Consider the following 18,339-nt stretch of genomic DNA (forward strand, 5'->3'; position numbering starts at 1 on the left):
GCCCCAATTGAAAAGGCTTCAGCCACTCCAACCGAACCTACCGGCGCCAGCCGGTAGTCGTTCAGTTGAGCTACTTAGGTTTCCGTGGCGAAGCACTGGCTCCGCCGCTCTTGGGCTGAAATGCCCCTCGCGGGAACGGCAACTTCACAGTGCCTGGAAAGCGGATCGAGCGAGGTCAAACGCCCAACCAGTTGCGTCGTGCTGTCGTGAGCTTTTGGAAGGAAAGTGTTCAACCGATTGTAGGGGGAAGAAGGACGTGATTGGATGGTCCCTGACCTCGCCCTTGCGCGGAGCCTGTCCTGCCTTGCGCTGACCAGCAGCGTTATCGAAGCGCTTCGCGCGACTTCTTCTCGGGAAGAATTGTGCCGCCTGATGGCGGCCATCACCCGCGAGATGAAATTCCGCTACTATGCACTGATCCATCACGACGATCACCGAACCCCGCGACCAGATCTCGTCGATCTGAAAGACTATCCGCCAGCCATCGCCGAGCGTCTCTTCGGCCAGCACCGATATCGTCGTGACCCCGTCATTCGCGGTTGCATATTCGCGAACGGCGCATTCCTATGGTCGGACCTCTCGCAGTTCATCGATCTGGATCGCCATGATCGCGCAAGCTTTGCGATGGGCGCCGCCGAAGGGCTGAACGAAGGCATCACCGTCCCCTATGTTCGGCTGGGCGCTCGCATAGGTTCCTGTACGTTCGCCGGAACCCCAATGCCCGAACATGCGCATCGATTCCTCGGCGCCGCGCAGATGATCGGTGTCTTTGCCTTCCAGGCCGCGTCCCGGCTGGTATCGGGCGCGCGACCGATGGCCTCGACCTCGCTCAAGCTGCATCCTCGGCCCCGCGACTGCGTGGTCCTTGCCGGTCGCGGTTATTCGAACAAGCAAATCGCCCGCGCGCTTGCCCTCACGCCGCGCACGGTTGATGGCTACCTCACCGAGGCGCGGCGCCTGTTCGACGCCCATGATCGCACTGAACTCGTCGTCGGCGCGGTGCTCGCCGGGGAAGTCGGCCTCCACGAACTCGCGCGTCCCCAACCCGAGTAATCACTCGGTCTATTTTCGCCTCGCCGGTCGCTGCTTTCCTTGTCTCCGAAAATCACGACCGGGAGCACCTCATGATTCATGTCATCGAGACCTATCTGGCGCCCGGACATCGGCCGCTCCTCCGGTCAATGTTCGCCGACCGCAAGCGCCTCTTCGTCGACCTGTTCGGCCGGGGCCTGCCCATGAGCAATGGCCAGTACGGGTTCGATCAGCGAGACAACGCCGACCTGATCGCCGCCGACGAAAACGGCGGGCACGCGGCATTGATCCGGCCGTTCCCGTGCGCACGGCCGCATACGCTGCGACCGCGCCGGGAGTTGCGAAAGGCACTATCTCGCAGCGAGTGCTCTTGTGCCGCCTCGCACCAAAGGCAGGCGGAATGTGTTCACCAGCCTTCATAACCCCATAGAATAGGACGTGCGAAAATTTGACTTAGACGCAAGGGATTCACCGAGACACACTTTGCCATTGTTCCGACCCGTCGGGCGCAGGGGCGGACCGATTGCGGGGGTCGCCGGACGACACAAGTCGACGAGCTTCTGACGGGGAAATGGTAAGTCTATGTACCGTTTAAACAGCATCCGCACTTCGAAAATCGCTGCCACGAAACGTCGCGCGTTGTTCTGTTTTGTCGGAGCGCTGATAGCCGGGGCATCAACGAATGCCTTAGCAAAGACGGGCGAAAGCGCTCCGTTGGCCCTTGAGAAGACAGTTCCGCTTGCTGGCGTCCCAATCGGCCCATTCTCAGATTATATGTCGGTTGATCTTGTGGGGAGGCGTCTCTTCGCCTCACCGCAGGCGGCGAAAGCCGAAGCCGTGATCAGCTTGGAGGACTTCCACGTCATCAAGATGCTTCCCGTGGGAAATCCCCACGGAAGCTACTTTAGCCCAACACTGAACCGGTTGTTCGTGGTCGATGGAGCAGGCGGCGAGGTCAAGGTTTTCGACGGAACCACCTTTGCACCGATCGGCAAGATTACGTTGACAGCGGGAGCCGATGGCCTCGCTTATAACCCATCCACTAATCTGATCTATGTCAGCAATGGCGGAGAGGGGAGTGGAATGGAGCACGCCGTGCTCTCCGTCATCGACCCCGTCAAAATGGAGAAGGCGACCGATATCGAGATCGCAACGTCCGGCATCGAGGGCGTTGCCATCAACATCGACCGCAACGTCGCCTATGTAAACCTCGACGAGGACGATCGCGCTGTCGCCCTGGTCGATCTGGGACGCCACCAAGTGGTGGCAAAATGGGAACTTCCCGGGCGCCATCGCGCGAAGGGAATCGCGTTCGATAAGATCCGCAATCGGCTCTATGTAGCGTGTCGTGACACGAAAATGCATGGTTCGGTCGTGGTCCTGGATGCGACGAGCGGTCGAGCCATCAAAACGCTGCCAATTCGAGCATGGGCCGACGGAATCTACGTCGATCAGAAGCGCGGGAGAATCTACGTCTCAAGCGGATTGGGATACCTCGAATCCTTCGCGATCGGACCCAAGGATACATATCGACCCCTGCCCGCAGTCGAGACGGCGATGCTCGCAAAAACCATGTTCTTCTCGCCCGATTTGGACAGGGTCTTTGTGGACGTCCCTCACGTTGGCGAGGGCACCGAAGATGGAGCATCTATCATGATCTTCAAACCAGTTCCCTAGCGTTTGGTTACGGAGACCCGTTGGCAACGTATTTCTATTCATCAGGCGTAGTTACGGAGGAAGGCTTTAAAATATAGAGATGTATATATAAATCTCTACGAAGAAATGAGATTGGTTAGCGGTGACGCTGGCTATATCTGATTTTACGCTATTTATAAATTACCGGTGTTTAATATTGCAAATGTCATAACCCTGAAGAATATTCGTAACGAATCTTCGAATTAGACATTAAGCGCCTTTTCGTTGAGCCTACCCGGATTGCGGAAAACGCAAATCAAAGGGGGGTGAGCTCATGACCGACCGTAATCGCCGGCTTGTTTGGCTGCTAGGCACAGCAGCGATAGCGTCGCTCTCACACGCGAGTCCCTCGAGCGCAGCGTCGCTCCAGACCGATGGCCAAGCCGCCACGCCATCCAGCACCGGACCATCGCGCCCGTCGGCCTCCCCTGCGACGACCGACAGAGGTCAGGCGCAAGATCAGAATAATTCGCCCGATCGTGGCGACATCATTGTCACCGCTCAAAGGCGGTCGAGCTCATTGTTGCGGACTGCGACGCCCGTCACGGCGTTGACCGCCGACGCTCTGCAGCGGCAGGGCGCGAACAGGATTGCCGACTACGCAGCAACCGTGCCAGGCCTGAGCGTGGTCTCGTCACAGCCGGGACAAACGGTCGTTATGATCCGCGGCATCGGAACGGGCCATGGTTCAGCGATCCCATCGACAGTCGCGACCTATATCGACGACGTTCCATACGGCTCTTCGACCGCTACTGCTTATGGCTCGATCGGGACGCTCGATCTCGACCCAGGTATTCTTGAACGCATAGAGGTTTTGCGCGGTCCGCAAGGCACGCTCTACGGCGCCAGTTCACTGGGCGGACTCGTGAAGTACGTAACCCGCAAGCCAGGACTGACCGATTTCACCGGCCGTGTCGAAGCGGACGGGACAACGGTGGATCATGGCGCAGCCGGCGGTGGTGTTCGTGTCATGCTGGACGGACCCCTGGTAAAGGAAAAGCTCGGCGTGACTGTCAGCGGCTTCTACCGGTTCGACCCCGGCTTTCTCGACGATCCGTTCCGCAAAAAGAGCAACGTCAACACGTTCGAAGTCTATGGTGGGAGGATTGCCTTATACTGGAAACCGGTCGACCAACTGTCCGTAGAGCTCTCTGCGGTGCTTCAGAATTCGCACTCGCCCAACACATCGGAAGTCGATCTGACGTCCGGCCTGACCCCGATCTATGGCAAATATAGCCAGGTGCGCTGGGGCAATGAGAACTGGGATTTTAAAACGAGGCTGTACAGCCTCAACGCCAACTATGATCTCGGATGGGGGACGCTCACGTCGATAACAAGCTATGCAACACGCAACGCGCGTTGGGACATCGACGAGACGACCAAGTTTGGCGCTGCCATCTCCGGCTTTGTCGGCGTGCCGAACCTCGCCTTGTTCGACAACGTCACGCTCGACCACAAGAAGACCACGCAGGAGTTCCGCCTCAGCTCACCCAACGGTGGCACGCTCGAGTGGCTCACCGGCGTCTTCTACACGCATGAACGGAGCGTAAAGCCGGAAGGCTTCGGCCGACCATTCGATGCAACCACGTTGCAGCCGGTGCCGGCTGCTTACCCGGCAGGCGGTCTCTTTTTCGACACGATTTACGACCGCTACACCGAATATGCCGGTTATGCCGATGTGACCTTGCGCCTCGGATCGCAGTTCAAAATCCTCGGAGGCATTCGCTACACTCATTCCACCGAAGACAGCGACACGCCGTCATCGGGTGCCCTCAACGGAGGCCACACCGACGTGACGGGCCGCGCTGTCAGCAACACCTGGACCTACCTTCTGACGCCAAGCTTCGACATCGATCAGAACAATATGATCTATGCGCGCTTCGCAACCGGTTTCCGTCCTGGCGGGCCAACGAACCTTGCAGCGAGTCTGCTCGCAGCCGGCGCCCCGGCGGCTTATCAACCCGACTCGCTCGACAACTATGAGGTCGGTTACAAGGCCAAATTCCCGTTGGCCCATATGACCGTGGATATTTCGGCATTTTATCTGGACTGGAAACGCATCCAGCTCCTCACCCAAGTCGGCGGCTTCAATGTGACCGGAAATGCTGGCCGTGCTCACAGCAAGGGCGTCGAGTTTGCCTGGACCTGGATGCCGGTATCGGGGCTGAGCCTTTCCGCCAACGGAGCCTATACCGATGCTCGCATGGTGGTCGACGCGCCGCTGGTCGGTGCCAAGGCCGGGGACCAGTTGCCGGATACCCCCAAGTTCTCAGGCAATCTTTCTGCCGACTATGATTTCAGAATCAGCGATGACGTCGGTGCATTCATTGGCGGCAACTATCAGTACATCGGGTCACGCCCGATCGATTATGTCTCTGGAGCGCCTGCAAACTATGTACGCCCGGTCATGCCGAGCTACGATCTCGTCAACCTGCGGGCCGGCATCAAGTTTGGGGGCTTCTCGATCGAAGCCTACGTCAAGAATGTTGGAAATTCATACGGGTTGGTCCGACTGCGGTCTCAGGTGAAGAATGGCATCAGCGCGCCGTTCGCCGGTGCCATCGTCCAACCGAGGACCTTTGGCATCAGTGTGGTCGACAAATTCTGACCACGCGCGCCCTTATCCGATGTTCGAGATCAGTATCATGCCGGAAGGCACGATAGATCAAACTGAGAATATCGGGAAAAATGGCGAAGTTGCGCAACATTATCTTGTAATAGGTCCGCCAATAGGAACCAATGGCCGCCGCTCTCGCGGGATCCCAAGCCCAACTGCATCTTTTTCGGGCACCGCAGCAAAGTGTGGGAGTCAGATATTTCACCGATCAGCGTCCTGGGGTTGTTGAAGCGGGAGAAGTCAAAACGGGTAAGAGAGAGGGCGTTGATAGATGCCATCCGGCCTCGCCAGACCGAGTAGAGGATTAGAACTCGCGCCGACCACTCCTGCTGTCGGTGCTCTTTGCACGATAGCAACACGATACCAGCTCAAGACGTTAGTGGAGGTGGTGACCGAAGAGTTGGGCTTCCAACATTGCGCCAATCCATCATGACGGTCTTCGCGAAATGCGATTCTCGCCGTGTCAGTTTCGGACTTGGTGCCATTAAGGTCTGAACGATGGCATCACTGTCCGATATGTTCGCCTCGGTAATCCTGCACCTTTGGGGGTAGGCGCTACCCGGCTCAGACGCATCGATTTCTGGGCCAACCCACATGATTGGCGTTTTCACCCTACTGGCGGCGCGGCGGCTAGTCGGACCCTTGCCGCAATATGGATCCCAGACTCCATCCCCAGCCCCGCAATTACGTGGTGCCGCCCGGGGCATTCCAACACGGAAATCGCCCGCGTTCCGGCTCTGACGCCGCGCACGGTCGACGGTTACCTCACCGGGGCCTGGCGTTTGTTTGAGGTTCATTGTCGACCCGAACTCGTCGTCCGTATTATCCTCGCCGGAGGCATCGGTCTGTACGAGCTTCGGAGCCGTCAACCCGAGTAATCACTCGGTCTATTTCCGCTGCCCGGTCGCTGCTTCCTTCGTGCGTGGAAATCACGACCGGGAGCACACCCATGATCCACATCATCGACAACCATATGGCGCCGGAAAGCCGGCCGCTGCTGCGATCTATGTTCGCCGACCGCAAGCGTCTCTTCGTCGACCTGTTCGGCTGGGACGTGCCGGTGGTCGACGGCCAATATGAGATGGACCAGTTCGACAATGCCGATACGATCTACCTGATCGTTGCCGACGATGACGGCGGGCACGCCGCGTCGATCCGTCTCTTTCCCAGCACACGCCCGCACATGCTCGGCACGCTGTTCCCGCACCTCTGTCCATTGGGTGTGCCAGTCGACGATGTGACCTGGGAAAGCACGCGGCTGTGCCTGCCCCAGAGGCACGGCGCCGAACGCCGCCGCGAGCTGCGCAACATGCTCTTCTCCACGATGGTGGATGTCGCGCTCGATCGCGGCATCGAACGCTACACCGGCGTCATCCCCGACCCGTTCCGCAAGGAAGTGCTGTCGCTGGGCTGGCAGGCCGAACCGCTCGGGCCTGCGGTGCGCATCCCGGGCGGACCGATCGGCGCCTTCCTCATCCATGTCCGGCCGGATACGCCCGAGCGGCTTGGCTGGACCGGCGTCTATTCGCCCGTTCTCGACCGGGTGCCGGCATGAGCGCCGCGGTCGATCGCCACGCCGCGACGCTCGCGCGCGACGGCTGGTGCGTGTTCGGGCGGGCGGTCGAGCCTGCGCTGATCGCCGGCATCGAGGCGGACCTCGATCCTCGCTTCGCCGCTACACCCTTGTGCCAGGGCGCCTTCTACGGGGAGCGAACCAAGCGCTTCGGTTCGCTGCTGACTCGATCACCGGGGGTCGAACGGCTGGCGATGCATCCGCTCATCCTCGAGGTCGTCGAGCAGATGCTTCTGCCATGGTGCGAGCGGATCGCGCTCAACCTGACCCAGGCGATCGAGATCCATCCCGGCGCGCTGCCCCAGCTGCCGCACCGCGACCAGGACATGTGGCAGGGACCAAAGGGCGGGCTCGAATATCTCGTCAACGTCATGTGGCCGTTGACCGCGTTCACGCGGGCGAATGGCGGCACCCGGCTCTGGACCGGAAGCCAGTTCGACCAGGACGTTCCCGTCCTTCCCGAAGAGGACGTGGTCGTGCCGACGGTCGTGCCGGGCGACGCGCTGATCTTCCTCGGCTCCACCCTCCACGGCGGCGGTGGCAACGCCAGTACCGCGCCCCGGCGCGGAATCGTGATCAGCTACTGCCTCGGCTGGCTGAAGCCGTTCGAGCTGCAATGGCTGGTCTATCCGCCACAGGTGGCGCGGCACTTCTCCCCGGATTTGGCCGCGCTCGTCGGCTACGCCCAGCATCGACCCAACCTCGGCAATGTCGAAGGGCAATGCCCGTCGATCCTGCTCGGCGACCATGTGCCGGACCATCTTCCGGCCGTCGATGCGCTTCGGCCAGACCAGGCCGAGGCCGCCGCGATGTTCGTCCGGTCGCAGATGGGCGAGCTCGGTTGAGGCCGTCATGGTGAGCACGCCCGATCCTGCTGCCTTCGAGGCCGTCGTCCACCGGGGACGCAGCGCGCTGGCCTGGGAAGTGCTACGGCGCGACCCGGCCTACCGCGCGGCCTATGCCGGCCTGACGACCCTGCCAACGAACGGCGTGGCAGCAGATGCCGACTTCGCGGCACGCTGGGGGCTGCACTTTCCCTGAAGATCCGGCCCGGACGTGCGCCTGCGTGCTGCCGATCTGGTCGGCGGCCATCGACCCTCGCGTGCTCGCCGTCCGGGCTTTGGAGCCTGTTGCCGCTGCCGGCGCACGCCTCTTCGACGCGCTGGCGGTCGATGCGCGGTTCGTGCGCGGGCCGCACGCCGAACATCTCCTGATCGAGCGCGGCGGCGAGGTCATCCGGCTCGACGTGATCGATGGCACCGCGGTGGCCGGACCGGTAACGCTTCGCTTCGATCTGCCCGATGACGATCGGCTTCCAGCACAAATCTCAACGCTCAGCGCGTACCGTCGCGCGACCGTCCCGGCGCCCCGGCATGCTCAACTGGGAAATCGGCTCCTCGCCTTGCAAGCCACTGACGCGCGAAGCATCGGAGCCAGCCTGCGGGATATTGCGGACATCATCCTTGGACCCGGCACATGGCCGGGCGAAGGTGAGCATCGGAAATCGCATGTCCGTCGGATGCTTGTCGCCGGCGAGAGAATGATCGGCGCGGGGCCGCGGCCCATTCTTGCTGGACGCTAGGCGTTTTCGTCGATCGGCTGAACCAGATCGGCAGGCATGGCGTCAATCGCTTGAGCTAGCATCCATATGGAGATTGCGGTGGGGTTGCGCTGGCCGCGCTCGAGCCACCCGATATAGCTCTGCGAAAATCCGGACTTCTCGGCGACAGCTTCCTGGGTCAGCCCTTTGCTCTTCCTCAATCGAGCAAAATTGCTCCCTATGACCTTGCGCATGTCCATCGACCTACGGTCGAGGAATTGCCACTCGTGAGTTATTCATTATATTTAATATCGGTGGTGGCCGTGAACTGCGCGAGGAGAGAAAGATGGACACCCTTGACCTTCTGGCGCCGTCTGGCGACGTCGCCGTCGACTATGACCGCCGCCACCTGGCTCTCTATGCCGCCCTTCTCGATGCCGACGAGGCCGGTGTGGCTTGGCAGGAGGCGGCCGCTTCACTGATGCGGCTCGATGTCACTGAGGGCGACGCCGAGGCCTGCTGGCGCTCCCATCTTGAACGGGCACGCTGGATCGTCGGCGAAGGTCTCGGGACCGCCATTGATGCGTTCAACCAGCGCAGACCCGAAATCAACGTCGAATAGGGCCGGCGGCTTGTAAAGCGAGCCCGGTTCAGGGTGATGCCTGATGGAACCGACGGCGGATTGAAGCTATCATGGCGCCGTGGATAGCAGCGACGAAGCAAGGGTTTTTCTGATCGCCCGGGACCTGATCGCCGAACATGGCGACGATGTGGCGCGTTTCCTCCAGGACAGGATCGATGTGCTCACTGCGGCGAAGGACTACAACCAATTGTCGGAATGGTTCGTCATTCGCAATGCCGTAGCACTCTCGTTGGGATCGGGTCCGACCCTGCAATAGTCAACCTTGAGATTCGCTTGCCCGCGGCAGCTACTCTAGCAAGCAACCAATCTGTGGCTTCCAGCGCACGTTCGGACCTCGACGCCCAAATCGGCTGACGAGCGCGATCCCATTGGCGCGATCGCAAGGACGCCGGGCAGCAAATCCTTGCGCGCGAAGCGGAACTGCGGCCAGTCGGTTGGAACGTCGCACCCAGTTTTAGCACGCGGGGGCGGGGGCTACGCCTGCACCCCGGGCTACCTAGCTGGCGCCGATCCACCCCGCGGGCACGTCGTGCCGATTACCGTCCGCTACCGCCGTCCCGGCTTAGTCCTGCTCGCCTTCCTTGCCTCTTGGTCCCGTCGGCGCGTTTCCTGGACGATGGCGCAGCGCGGATCATGAGCGGGCGCATATTCGCCGCAGACGTCGCATCTGAAATCGTCCTTGCCCATGTTCGCCACCGCCTCCGACCCGTTGTCGACCGTGCCGGGAAACAACCTAGCGTCGCTCCGGGAATATTCGATTTGGACCCATATCGATATTCATCTCGCCCCGGCTTTAAGCTAGTGTTTCAACTTGCCATTGGCAGGGGGAAAAGTCGCATGGTCTACGCAGTCATGCTCGACAATTTTCAGCATACGGTCCGCGCCGACCAATGGTGCGTACACTTCGACGGATCACTGGACGACTGCAAGGGGTACGAGACCCTAACCGACCCGTACCCTTGGGCGAAATCGGACTATGGCGACCGGGTCCGGCAGGAGGACCATCCGGTTCAGGGAGAACCAGGCGCGATCTACGAGCTTACGCCGGTTGCGAACTTCGCGGCCACCCTGGACGAGGTTGACGCGAGGCGACTGGCGCCCCCGGAGAGATCGCCCGCCGCGTTGCCCGCGGCGCAGATCGCGCTGGTGATGGGCGGCTTCCTCGCCGGCGTCGTCGCGGGGCTCCTCCTGGGGCGCGTACCGAACCCGTTCTCGGGAGACGACAAGTGAGGGCCGTAGCGCCGCTCGGCCTGCTCCTTCTTGGAGGATGCGCCGCGCTGGGCGGGCAGAAGGCGGTCATCGAGGATCGCTACCAGAGCTATGCGCCCCCGACCCGGGAGGCGGACAAGGTGACCCTCTCAGTGTCGACGAGCGAGGTAGCAGCGACCCCCGGCGGCGTCAGCATCACCGCGCTCAGCGATCGCGGCCAGGCGGCGCTCATCGAGCAGACCAAGGGCAAGCCGCCCACCACGATCAAGCCAGCCGGCGGCGCCTCACCAGCGGTGGTCCTGCGCAACTCGATTTCCCGGCACATGGTCATCGCGATCCAGCCCGAGGGCTTCCTGCCACCGGGCGACCGCGTCGATGCGATCAAGGTCTCGCTCAGCGTGTATCCCAACCGCCCCGATCGCTGGCAAGTCTCGACCTGGACGCAGGCAAGCAATGGCCAGACCGTCATCGACCTGGGCAAGTTGACCGACACCAGCACGAGCAAGGCAACGATCTCTACGGGCCTGAACATCGCCAAGTTCCTTCCCAACCTGACCGTGACCGGCGAGAACGACCAGACGAGCGCTCGTGAAGTCGAGATCAAGGATACCACCGATTTCGACGCCGCCGTCGACAACAACGGCGTCGCCTGGCTCTACGAGACGGCCGGCTGGCGCCAGAGCCTTGCCCACAACCTTTCGGTGGACGTGGTGTTGTCGACCGATCGACTGAAGCTCCGTTCAAGTCCGATCGCCTCCGTTAGCGATCTCTCGATCGACGACGCAACAGGCAAGAGTTCCGCCGCCACGCCGGCGCAGGTCAAGCTGATCCCTGGCAGCCTGTATTCCCCAATCGATTTCGAAGGCGAGCCGGTCTGCGGTCGCGCGACCTTGAGCTATCGCATCCGCCACATCACCAACGGTGGCGGCAACACCTTCTCCGAGTCCGACGACGCCGTCGAGTTCCGGACGGGCACCACCGAGATTCCATTCCTCTTCTCGCCATCGCCCTACGAGCCGGGCTATGTCATCGGCATCGGGCCGCACACGCTTGCCTATGAGATTGGCGCTGGCAAGCCGGTGCCGCTCGTATTCGCCACGCTCGAGGAGGCGACGGACTTTCGCAACTGGCTTCGCCAGGCGGCTCCGGCCGGTGGCAAGCTGGCGAACGGGACGATCGGCTTCATCGTCCCGGCTCCGACGCAATACCGGCCGCTGTCGTCGGCGGAATATGCCCAGCTCATGCCGGGCCCCCAGGACGAGGGTCGTGAGAGCGACGCGCCAGCCGCCGCCTGCACGATCCCGTCGGCGGGGCAGTAGATCCATTTCGAAAACCGGGCCCACGGTCGTGGCGGACGGCGTCTCGCTCGTCTCGAACGAGGGAGCGGACCATTCGGCGTCCATTCGCGATCTGCTCGACGGCGCCGACGAGGTCAAAATTGCCGTGGCGTTTCTGAAGCGCGGCGGCGCCGAATTCATCGTGTCGATGCTGCACGAGCGGCTGGCCGCGGGCGCGACCGCCGAGATCTTCGTCGGCACCGATTTCTTTCACACTGATCCCTGCGCGCTGGAGAAGCTGCTGTCGCTCAAACAACGACATCCGTCGTGCACGGTGAGTGTCGCGAGCAGGGCGGCGGCCACCTTCCATCCCAAGCTCTATGCCGTCCGCAAGGGAGACGTGTATCGCAGCCTGGTCGGCTCGGCGAACCTGACCGCGGGTGCGCTCGCTACCAACGAAGAACTGTCGCTTTGCGTGGTGCATGCGGCCGGCGATCCGCTCACACGCAGCCTGGAGGACACGTTCGAGCGTTACCGTACATGGGATCGCCTCCAAGGGCTCGATCCCTTGCTGCTCCAGCAATATGCGTCGGACCACGCGATCGATAAACGCGAGCGGGACAAGTACGAAAAGGCGCGCGACGCCGCGCTCCCGAAAGGGATCGACCTCCGCGTCATCGCCGACTGGTACAAGCGCTATCTGGCCGACCCCAAGGCGATGACCGACCTCGCGACGCGAAAGTGGTCGCGGGCGAAGGCGCTCCGGCTCCAGCGAGCCATCGCCGCGTTGAGCGAGGAGACCATCACGCAAAAGGCCAGGGCAACGCTTCGCGAGGGGCTTGGCGACCTGATGGGCAGCGCAGGCGGCGCCCACCTGTGGGGATCTGGCAGTATTTTCCGGCAGGGCAGCAAGGCCCTCAACCACGAGAAGGACATGATCGGCCTCTTCGCGCTTGCCCGGTCGGTGAGCGGTCGACCGGCGCGCGAAGGCTATGGCGCGATCAGGAAGGCCGGCGAGCCGATTCCGGGTGTCGGCCTGAACATGGCAACCGAGATGCTCTGCACCTTCGCGCCAACTCGCTACGCCATCTTCAACGGGAATACGGTTGGTGCCCTGGAAGCGCTCGGCATCGAGACGGCGCGATATGCCCAATTCCATGCGATCAGTCCGGCGCGGTACGAACAACTGTGCGAGACCATCAAGGCGCTCGGCAACCGCATCGGTACATCCGACCTGTCGGAGGCCGATGCTTTCCTCAACTGGATCTACTGGGAGGTCAAAGCTGGAAGGCTTCAGCGCAAGGCCGCCTAGGCGCGTGGCCGGTCAGCTGGCCTTGATCGCCGCGATATCCTGAAGCTCGGACTTCGAGGTCTCGACGCCGCCGCCGAGAAGCCCGCCGGAATCTAGATCATAGGCGACCCAGCTCGCCCCGACCGTCGCGCTGATCCTGATCGGGAGCTTGCCGGACAGCCCCGAAAGAAAATTCTTCCGGACGATATGGGTGGCCCAGCTGCCGTCCACCTTCAGCGACAAGACCGCCGCCTTGTCGCCCAGTTTCTCCCGAAGCCGCCGCTCGCGTAGCGCTCGTTCGAGAAACGAAATACCGCCGGCATCGGCGTCGAGCGACGTGACGAAGGTATCGTAGAGCGTCGTCGCGGCGGTGCAGGCTGCCTCGGCGTGCTCGTGCGCGGCGCGGGCCTGCGCATCGGCGGCCGCGTCCTGCTTCTCATCCTGGCCTTCGGTCCCGGTCTGGTCGCCTTGCTGGCCTGCAGGACTCGCGGGCGCGACGGCGGCGGCCTGGTCGAGCGACGCGATCGCAGCGGCATGATGGACCACGCGGCCGCGCAGGTCGGTGACCTCGGTCGACAGGTCGAGGAGCTGGGTCTGGACCGCGTCGACGATCTTCTTGCCCGGTGATGGCGGGAAACCGTCCACCAGCACGCTCAGATGCTGCGCCGCTAGTTCGCTTCCCACGAGGACGAGGAGATCGCGGTCGCTGACCTTTACCTCATCGCTTCCGACCTTGAAGTCGGTCTTGAAGTAACCCAGCAGCGCGGAGACGCCGGACACGACAAGCCCCGCAGTCGCCAACGGGGCAAACATCGCTCGTTCGCCGCTGCCCAGCGCGGCGTCCGACAATTGCGTCGCAGTTCGGCAGGCGTCCTCGACCAGCGCGATGCGCGATGCCAGGGCCGAGTCGTGCGAGAGGTCGGGCGGACCATCCGACGTCGTCAGATAGGCGGTCTTTCGCTCGCCGATCGCCTTCGCGACCTCCTTCGTAATTGCCGTGGCGACCGTCATCAGGGCGGCGCGCGCCAGGAAATTGGGTTCCGCGAGCGCGGCACCGTCCGCGAGCTGCACGTCCCCCGAAAAGGCGCCGGTGGCCGGTTCCCCAAGCGCACCTTTCACGCGATTCAACGCCGCGGTCTGCTCGGCGTCCGACGCCTCCGCGTTCGCCTTGCGCGCGTTCGCTTCCGCTTGCGACACCGTGGCCGTGTCCGATCGCTTCTTCAGGTCGGGTGGCAGCTTCGTCGTTGGATCCGGCATCGATTTCCCCGTTGCTGGAATCTTACTCGTCAAGGGCAGATCGAGCGCTTGGCGTCGATCGAACGCCGGTGAGGTTCAACCGAAGCCGAGACCGAATCCCCTGAACAACCCCTTGAGCGAGTTGGTGACATCGATGACATACTGCTTGAGCAGCGGCATCGCCCGTTTGAAGTTTCGCTCGATGTTATCGTAATTGCCCAGGATCGCGACGGCGATCGCGATCAAGCCGATCGTGATCTGCGCGACGACGAGGATCGTCACGCTTCCCTTTTCGATCTTCAGGTCGACGATCCTGACGTTGCCGCCGGGCACCTTGGATCGGATCGCGGACGCGATCTCGGCCTGGTTGGCGCGATAGAATTCCCAGACGTCGTCGGTGTCGTCCCTGGTCGCCACCTTGATCGTCATCCTGACGAAGTCGCCAGGGCCGACGGACTTGTCGAGCGCGACGTCGACGCATCCGATCCATGTCGTGTTCTCGGTCCAATAGGCATCGTCGCCCGCCGGAGCGTGACGGCACAGCGCCGCCCGGAGTTCCCGGATTTCATCGTCCCGCCAATCGCGCTCGACGACTGGGTCGGAGCGCGGCCGGACCGCAGGCTCGAATTGGGGCGGTAAGGGCATGATCGGCCTTGGCGAACCCGATGTCAAAGCGCGGTTCTCGTCAATCAAGCCCATGGTTTCCCCCAAATCGCCGCGACGGGCGCACAAGAAACGGTCATCGCCGGCCGCCGCCGCGAGAGTCGCGACCGGTGTCGAACAATCTACTCCGCTTTCATTCCATCCGGGAGCGGAACTTGGTCCGGAATGCTACCGAACGGGCACGGTTCTCGGCCGGGATCAGGCACGCGCGATCGCCGGCTGGAAAAAGCCGGTGTCGACGGTGCGAACACCGCGCTCAGGCTGCGGGAGCGCACGGGGTGGGGCGCCACAGGCTCAGCTTGCGCGTCATGAGGTCGAGCTCGGCGGCGGGGCCGTGGATCGCGATCGCGACGATAGGCAGGTTGATCGCGCCCAGGCCGGCGGTCGCGGCGACCTGGAGCTCGGAGCCGCCGCTGATCATCGTCTCGACGAAGCAGGCGCGCGGGTTGGCGCCGCCCCTGGCCGCTTGCCAGAACGCCTCGATTTTTGGCGCCCGGCCCGACAGCAGGACAAGCGGCCACCAGCCAATTGAACCGAGCGACCCGCCGTCGGCCGTCCTGTATTCCACGACCGCAAGGTCGCGCGCTTCATGTCCGATCGCCTGGGCGAGGTGCCCGACCGCATTGAGCTGCACCGCGGGCCTGTCGTCATACCGCTTCGACAGCGCGATCACGGTCTTCATCGGGACTTTCGTCATGGGAAGGGCTCCTCAGGCGAATTGGAAGAGTGGCGCGTCGTCGCCGGCATAACCCAGGAAGCTGGCATTGGTGATGCGTTCCCCGCGGCCGGCAACGGGCTCGACCGCATGGGGACGCGAGGCGTCGAAGATGATCGCCTGGCCGGCCGCAGGACGGATGCGCAGGTCGGGCTCTCCGACGACGTCGCGCGACAGACCGTAGGCCGGCGGCGCCTGGCGGAGCGACAGATATTCCTCCTCGGTGAAGGAGCGCCTCCAGAACTCGACCGCGCCTCCTTCGATCGGCATCTCGATATAGACGTTGAGGCCGAAGCGCTGGCGAATGTTGAAGGGGCGAAGCAACGGGGTGTTGCTAAGGTCCAGGTGCGCGCTCGCGCCGCCACCCTGCTTCCAGCGCCGCACGACCTGCTGGAGAAAGCCGCGGCCGTCACGCGATGGAACTCGGATGCCGGGCTCCCAGATCGGCAGCATCTGTAGTGTGATGCGGTCGATCGGCGAGACGCCGCCAAACACCACGTCGCGTACGATGCGGCTCGTCTGCTCGCCCTCGGCGAGGTAGCGCTCCAGCGCCTCGTCGCTGTCGTGGGCCTCGCCGATCGAAACCCCGATGATCGATAGGTCGTTGCTCCAGCGATAGCTGCTCCGCGCCGTCAGCGCGCGCACCGCGAGCGCCGCCCGCGCACACTCCGCCGAGGAGATCAGGTCGCTGAAGAGGATCGCACATATCTCGCCAGCGCGAAGTGCCGCGAAGCTTTCCCGCGTGAGAGAGTCTGCCGTCTTGATGTCCGTCATCGCATCATCCTTTCTCAGGCGGCGAGCGCGGAGCGCGCCCATGGCATGGAGGGCGTCGCCGAAGACTGCACCAGCGAGCGCTCGATCATCCGGCGGTAGGCGAGATGCCTCGCATCGGCGGGCCCCAGCCCGCGGCCGAGCGCCTCGACCTCGATCTTCACCACGAAGCGCCTCATTTCCTTCCACGCGGCGCTCGGTTGCTGCGGGCGCAGCGCAATGGCGTCGGCCAGCCCCAGCGCGTCGATCGCCGGCGCGAGGCGCGCCACCCAGGCGTCAATGGCCTGCGGCACGGGCCTCGCCTCCCAGTCGAACGGGTCGATCAGCACCGCGTCGGCGCCGGCAGCGGCAACCGCGTCGAGGTTGGCGGCGTACAGATAGGCCGCCGCCGACGCGGACATGTCGAGCGGCGGAAGCATACCCACGCGCTCGGCATGGACGGCGGCACCGGTCAACGCGGCGAGCCAGGCGATGTCGTCGAGCGAAGGCGTGGTGTCGGCACCACGGAACTCGATGGTCGGCTTGCCCGCACCCAGGCGCACCAAGCCCCATTGCTCGCTCGCATCCCGCGGGCCGCCGGCCGCGGCGAGCGCGCCATAGACATGGGCCAGCTCGTCGGGGCCCGCCGCCATGAGCGGCAGCGACGACGCGAGTTGCATCAGGATCCGCAGCCGCCAGCTGGCCTGACCCGTGTCGCGCCCTTCCGCGAAAGGCGAGCTCGCCGACACGGCGGCATGGATGGCGGTCAGGTGAATGAGTTTGGGCAGGTGGCGAAGCCGTTCTTCGTCGCCGTCGTACGTACCGACGTGGAGATGGACCCCATTGGCGGCGAGGTGGCGTACCGCGTCGCCCTTCTGGGCTTCGATGCGGCGGTAGCGGTCGCCCTCGCGCGCCGGCATGTCGAGCGATGCCGCCCACGGATGGGTCGCCAGCGGCAGGGCCGCATAACCGTGCCGGGCCAGGATGACGTCGGCCTCGTAGCGATTGGCCGCCGCTTCCTCGGTGAGGTCGAAGACCGAACTGTGGACGTTCGTCACCAGCTCGATCACCGGCGCCTTGTATTCCAGCGCGAAGCGCGTGCCGAGGCGGGCCTTGAGCTCCTCGACGCAGCCGGCGTGCGGGGCCGCGGGCGCGAGCGTGCCCCGGTCGATCACCATCTGCTCTTCCTCGAGGCCATAGGTCGGTGCCTGAGAATTCCCGGTCATGCGCTTTCTCCTGCTGCGAAGGTTGAGGACATCGCGCTGGCGGTCTCCACCAGCGCTTCGCTGAGCAATTCTGCTATCGCGCCGACGTCCGCGTCGTCCGCGAGGAGGTCGTCGCAGACCTCGATAACCACGCCGCCGGCGGTGACGGGCATGTGGCGCCGCATGATGTATGCGCCCGGGTGATCCGCCGAGTACGGCTCGTTGAGCCGCACGTTGAGAATGCGCGCAGCTGCCTTCGGCTGGTCCTCGGCGCGACGGGGACTCGTCCGTTTCAACAAACTGTCCAGCAGCGTCCGCGCGAAGCGATCGTCGCCAGGAGCGCACACGCCGATATCGACGCCGCGCGCCGCGGGCGCGGGCCCGAAGCGGTCGAACGAGTGCTGGTCGACGAGATACACCGGTTGGGCCGCGGCGGCGATGACGCCCGCGACACGCTGGTGATAGTGGCGGTGGGCGGTGCGCCGCGATGCGAGGTCCCCGCCCGAGATCGCGCGGTTGAACATCAAGTCGCGCCCGTCGATGGCGGAGGCGATCACGCTCGGATCGTCGAGCGGCCGATTGAGATCGATGAAGAGCCGGCTGCACAAGCCTTCGATCACCGGCGCGCCCAGCCGCGCCCCCATGTCCTTCGCCAGCTCGCCGGCGCCGCGGTCGAGGGCGTGGTGGCTGCCAGCCACGACATCGCGCCATTCCGCCGTGTTGGCCGCGGCGCCCTGCCAGTGCGGCGCGGCCCCGGAGGCGTGGGGAACGGTGACGACGAATGCGAAGCCGCCGATGGAGCGGCTGGCGGCCTCCTGGCTGGCCTCGGGCCAGCCCGGCCCGGGTCCGTCGATCGAGCGGTGCAACGCGACAACCATGAGTAGCCTCCTCGC

Annotated in this window: 20 protein-coding genes; 13 read left to right on the forward strand and 7 right to left on the reverse strand. The window is 63.6% G+C overall.

Going from position 1 to position 18,339, the window contains the following annotated elements; all coding sequences use genetic code 11:
* Positions 1-264: 264 nt before the first annotated feature.
* From ABD050_RS15255 to ABD050_RS15290, 8 genes are all read left to right on the forward strand, one after another.
* Complete coding sequence (locus ABD050_RS15255; protein ID WP_343890309.1) at positions 265-1,053, forward strand: LuxR family transcriptional regulator; 789 nt, start codon at positions 265-267, stop codon at positions 1,051-1,053.
* A 71-nt stretch (positions 1,054-1,124) separates the two neighbouring features.
* Positions 1,125-1,454, forward strand: coding sequence for a hypothetical protein (locus ABD050_RS15260; protein WP_343890310.1), 330 nt, complete (start codon positions 1,125-1,127; stop codon positions 1,452-1,454).
* Positions 1,455-1,806: 352 nt separating this feature from the next.
* Complete coding sequence (locus tag ABD050_RS15265) at positions 1,807-2,709, forward strand: YncE family protein (RefSeq protein ID WP_343890311.1); 903 nt, start codon at positions 1,807-1,809, stop codon at positions 2,707-2,709.
* Positions 2,710-3,001: 292 nt separating this feature from the next.
* Positions 3,002-5,335 carry a TonB-dependent receptor gene (locus tag ABD050_RS15270; RefSeq protein ID WP_343890312.1) on the forward strand — a complete coding sequence of 778 codons (2,334 nt, stop codon included), beginning with the start codon at positions 3,002-3,004 and terminating at the stop codon, positions 5,333-5,335.
* A gap of 958 nt (positions 5,336-6,293) precedes the next feature.
* Positions 6,294-6,899: an acyl-homoserine-lactone synthase gene (locus ABD050_RS15275; RefSeq protein ID WP_343890313.1), complete on the forward strand. Its 606-nt coding sequence runs from the start codon at positions 6,294-6,296 to the stop codon at positions 6,897-6,899.
* Positions 6,896-7,762 carry a phytanoyl-CoA dioxygenase family protein gene (locus tag ABD050_RS15280; protein WP_343890314.1) on the forward strand — a complete coding sequence of 289 codons (867 nt, stop codon included), beginning with the start codon at positions 6,896-6,898 and terminating at the stop codon, positions 7,760-7,762. The genes ABD050_RS15275 and ABD050_RS15280 overlap by 4 nt, the downstream gene beginning before the upstream one ends.
* 7 nt (positions 7,763-7,769) lie before the next feature.
* Positions 7,770-7,958, forward strand: coding sequence for a transcriptional regulator domain-containing protein (locus ABD050_RS15285; RefSeq protein ID WP_343890315.1), 189 nt, complete (start codon positions 7,770-7,772; stop codon positions 7,956-7,958).
* 25 nt (positions 7,959-7,983) lie between these two features.
* Complete coding sequence (locus tag ABD050_RS15290; protein WP_343890316.1) at positions 7,984-8,499, forward strand: DNA -binding domain-containing protein; 516 nt, start codon at positions 7,984-7,986, stop codon at positions 8,497-8,499.
* Here the strand turns inward: ABD050_RS15290 and ABD050_RS15295 are convergent.
* Entirely contained in the window at positions 8,496-8,717 is a 222-nt protein-coding gene (locus tag ABD050_RS15295) for a helix-turn-helix domain-containing protein (protein ID WP_343890317.1), read from the reverse strand. The two genes, ABD050_RS15290 and ABD050_RS15295, sit on opposite strands and share 4 nt — an antisense overlap.
* Before the next feature lie 86 nt (positions 8,718-8,803).
* Here ABD050_RS15295 and ABD050_RS15300 point away from each other — a divergent pair, with 86 nt between their 5' ends.
* From ABD050_RS15300 to ABD050_RS15320, 5 genes are all read left to right on the forward strand, one after another.
* Positions 8,804-9,079 carry a hypothetical protein gene (locus tag ABD050_RS15300; RefSeq protein WP_343890318.1) on the forward strand — a complete coding sequence of 92 codons (276 nt, stop codon included), beginning with the start codon at positions 8,804-8,806 and terminating at the stop codon, positions 9,077-9,079.
* Between the two features lie 79 nt (positions 9,080-9,158).
* Complete coding sequence (locus ABD050_RS15305; protein WP_343890319.1) at positions 9,159-9,356, forward strand: hypothetical protein; 198 nt, start codon at positions 9,159-9,161, stop codon at positions 9,354-9,356.
* A 581-nt stretch (positions 9,357-9,937) separates the two neighbouring features.
* Positions 9,938-10,330, forward strand: coding sequence for a hypothetical protein (locus ABD050_RS15310; RefSeq protein ID WP_343890320.1), 393 nt, complete (start codon positions 9,938-9,940; stop codon positions 10,328-10,330).
* Positions 10,327-11,628 carry a hypothetical protein gene (locus ABD050_RS15315; RefSeq protein ID WP_343890321.1) on the forward strand — a complete coding sequence of 434 codons (1,302 nt, stop codon included), beginning with the start codon at positions 10,327-10,329 and terminating at the stop codon, positions 11,626-11,628. Before ABD050_RS15310 ends, ABD050_RS15315 begins: the two co-directional genes overlap by 4 nt.
* 28 nt (positions 11,629-11,656) lie before the next feature.
* Entirely contained in the window at positions 11,657-12,898 is a 1,242-nt protein-coding gene (locus tag ABD050_RS15320; RefSeq protein WP_343890323.1) for a hypothetical protein, read from the forward strand.
* A gap of 12 nt (positions 12,899-12,910) precedes the next feature.
* Here the strand turns inward: ABD050_RS15320 and ABD050_RS15325 are convergent, their stop codons facing one another.
* From ABD050_RS15325 to ABD050_RS15350, 6 genes are all read right to left on the reverse strand, one after another.
* Positions 12,911-14,134 (reverse strand): hypothetical protein, encoded by a 1,224-nt coding sequence (locus ABD050_RS15325; protein WP_343890324.1) that lies wholly within the window; start codon positions 14,132-14,134, stop codon positions 12,911-12,913.
* A gap of 75 nt (positions 14,135-14,209) precedes the next feature.
* The gene (locus tag ABD050_RS15330; protein ID WP_343890325.1) at positions 14,210-14,758 is read right to left on the reverse strand and encodes a hypothetical protein; all 549 of its coding nucleotides are present in this window, start codon (positions 14,756-14,758) and stop codon (positions 14,210-14,212) included.
* Positions 14,759-15,032: 274 nt separating this feature from the next.
* Positions 15,033-15,473: a DUF2000 family protein gene (locus ABD050_RS15335; RefSeq protein WP_343890326.1), complete on the reverse strand. Its 441-nt coding sequence runs from the start codon at positions 15,471-15,473 to the stop codon at positions 15,033-15,035.
* A 12-nt stretch (positions 15,474-15,485) separates the two neighbouring features.
* A complete protein-coding gene (locus ABD050_RS15340; protein ID WP_343890328.1) occupies positions 15,486-16,265 on the reverse strand; it encodes a 2OG-Fe(II) oxygenase in 780 nt (259 codons plus the stop codon).
* Between the two features lie 14 nt (positions 16,266-16,279).
* Positions 16,280-17,467: a carboxylate-amine ligase gene (locus ABD050_RS15345; protein WP_343890329.1), complete on the reverse strand. Its 1,188-nt coding sequence runs from the start codon at positions 17,465-17,467 to the stop codon at positions 16,280-16,282.
* A complete protein-coding gene (locus ABD050_RS15350) occupies positions 17,464-18,324 on the reverse strand; it encodes an N-formylglutamate amidohydrolase (RefSeq protein ID WP_343890330.1) in 861 nt (286 codons plus the stop codon). Before ABD050_RS15350 ends, ABD050_RS15345 begins: the two co-directional genes overlap by 4 nt.
* Between the last annotated feature and the right edge of the window lie 15 nt (positions 18,325-18,339).

Source organism: Sphingomonas oligophenolica (assembly GCF_039522915.1).
GTDB lineage: Bacteria > Pseudomonadota > Alphaproteobacteria > Sphingomonadales > Sphingomonadaceae > Sphingomonas > Sphingomonas oligophenolica.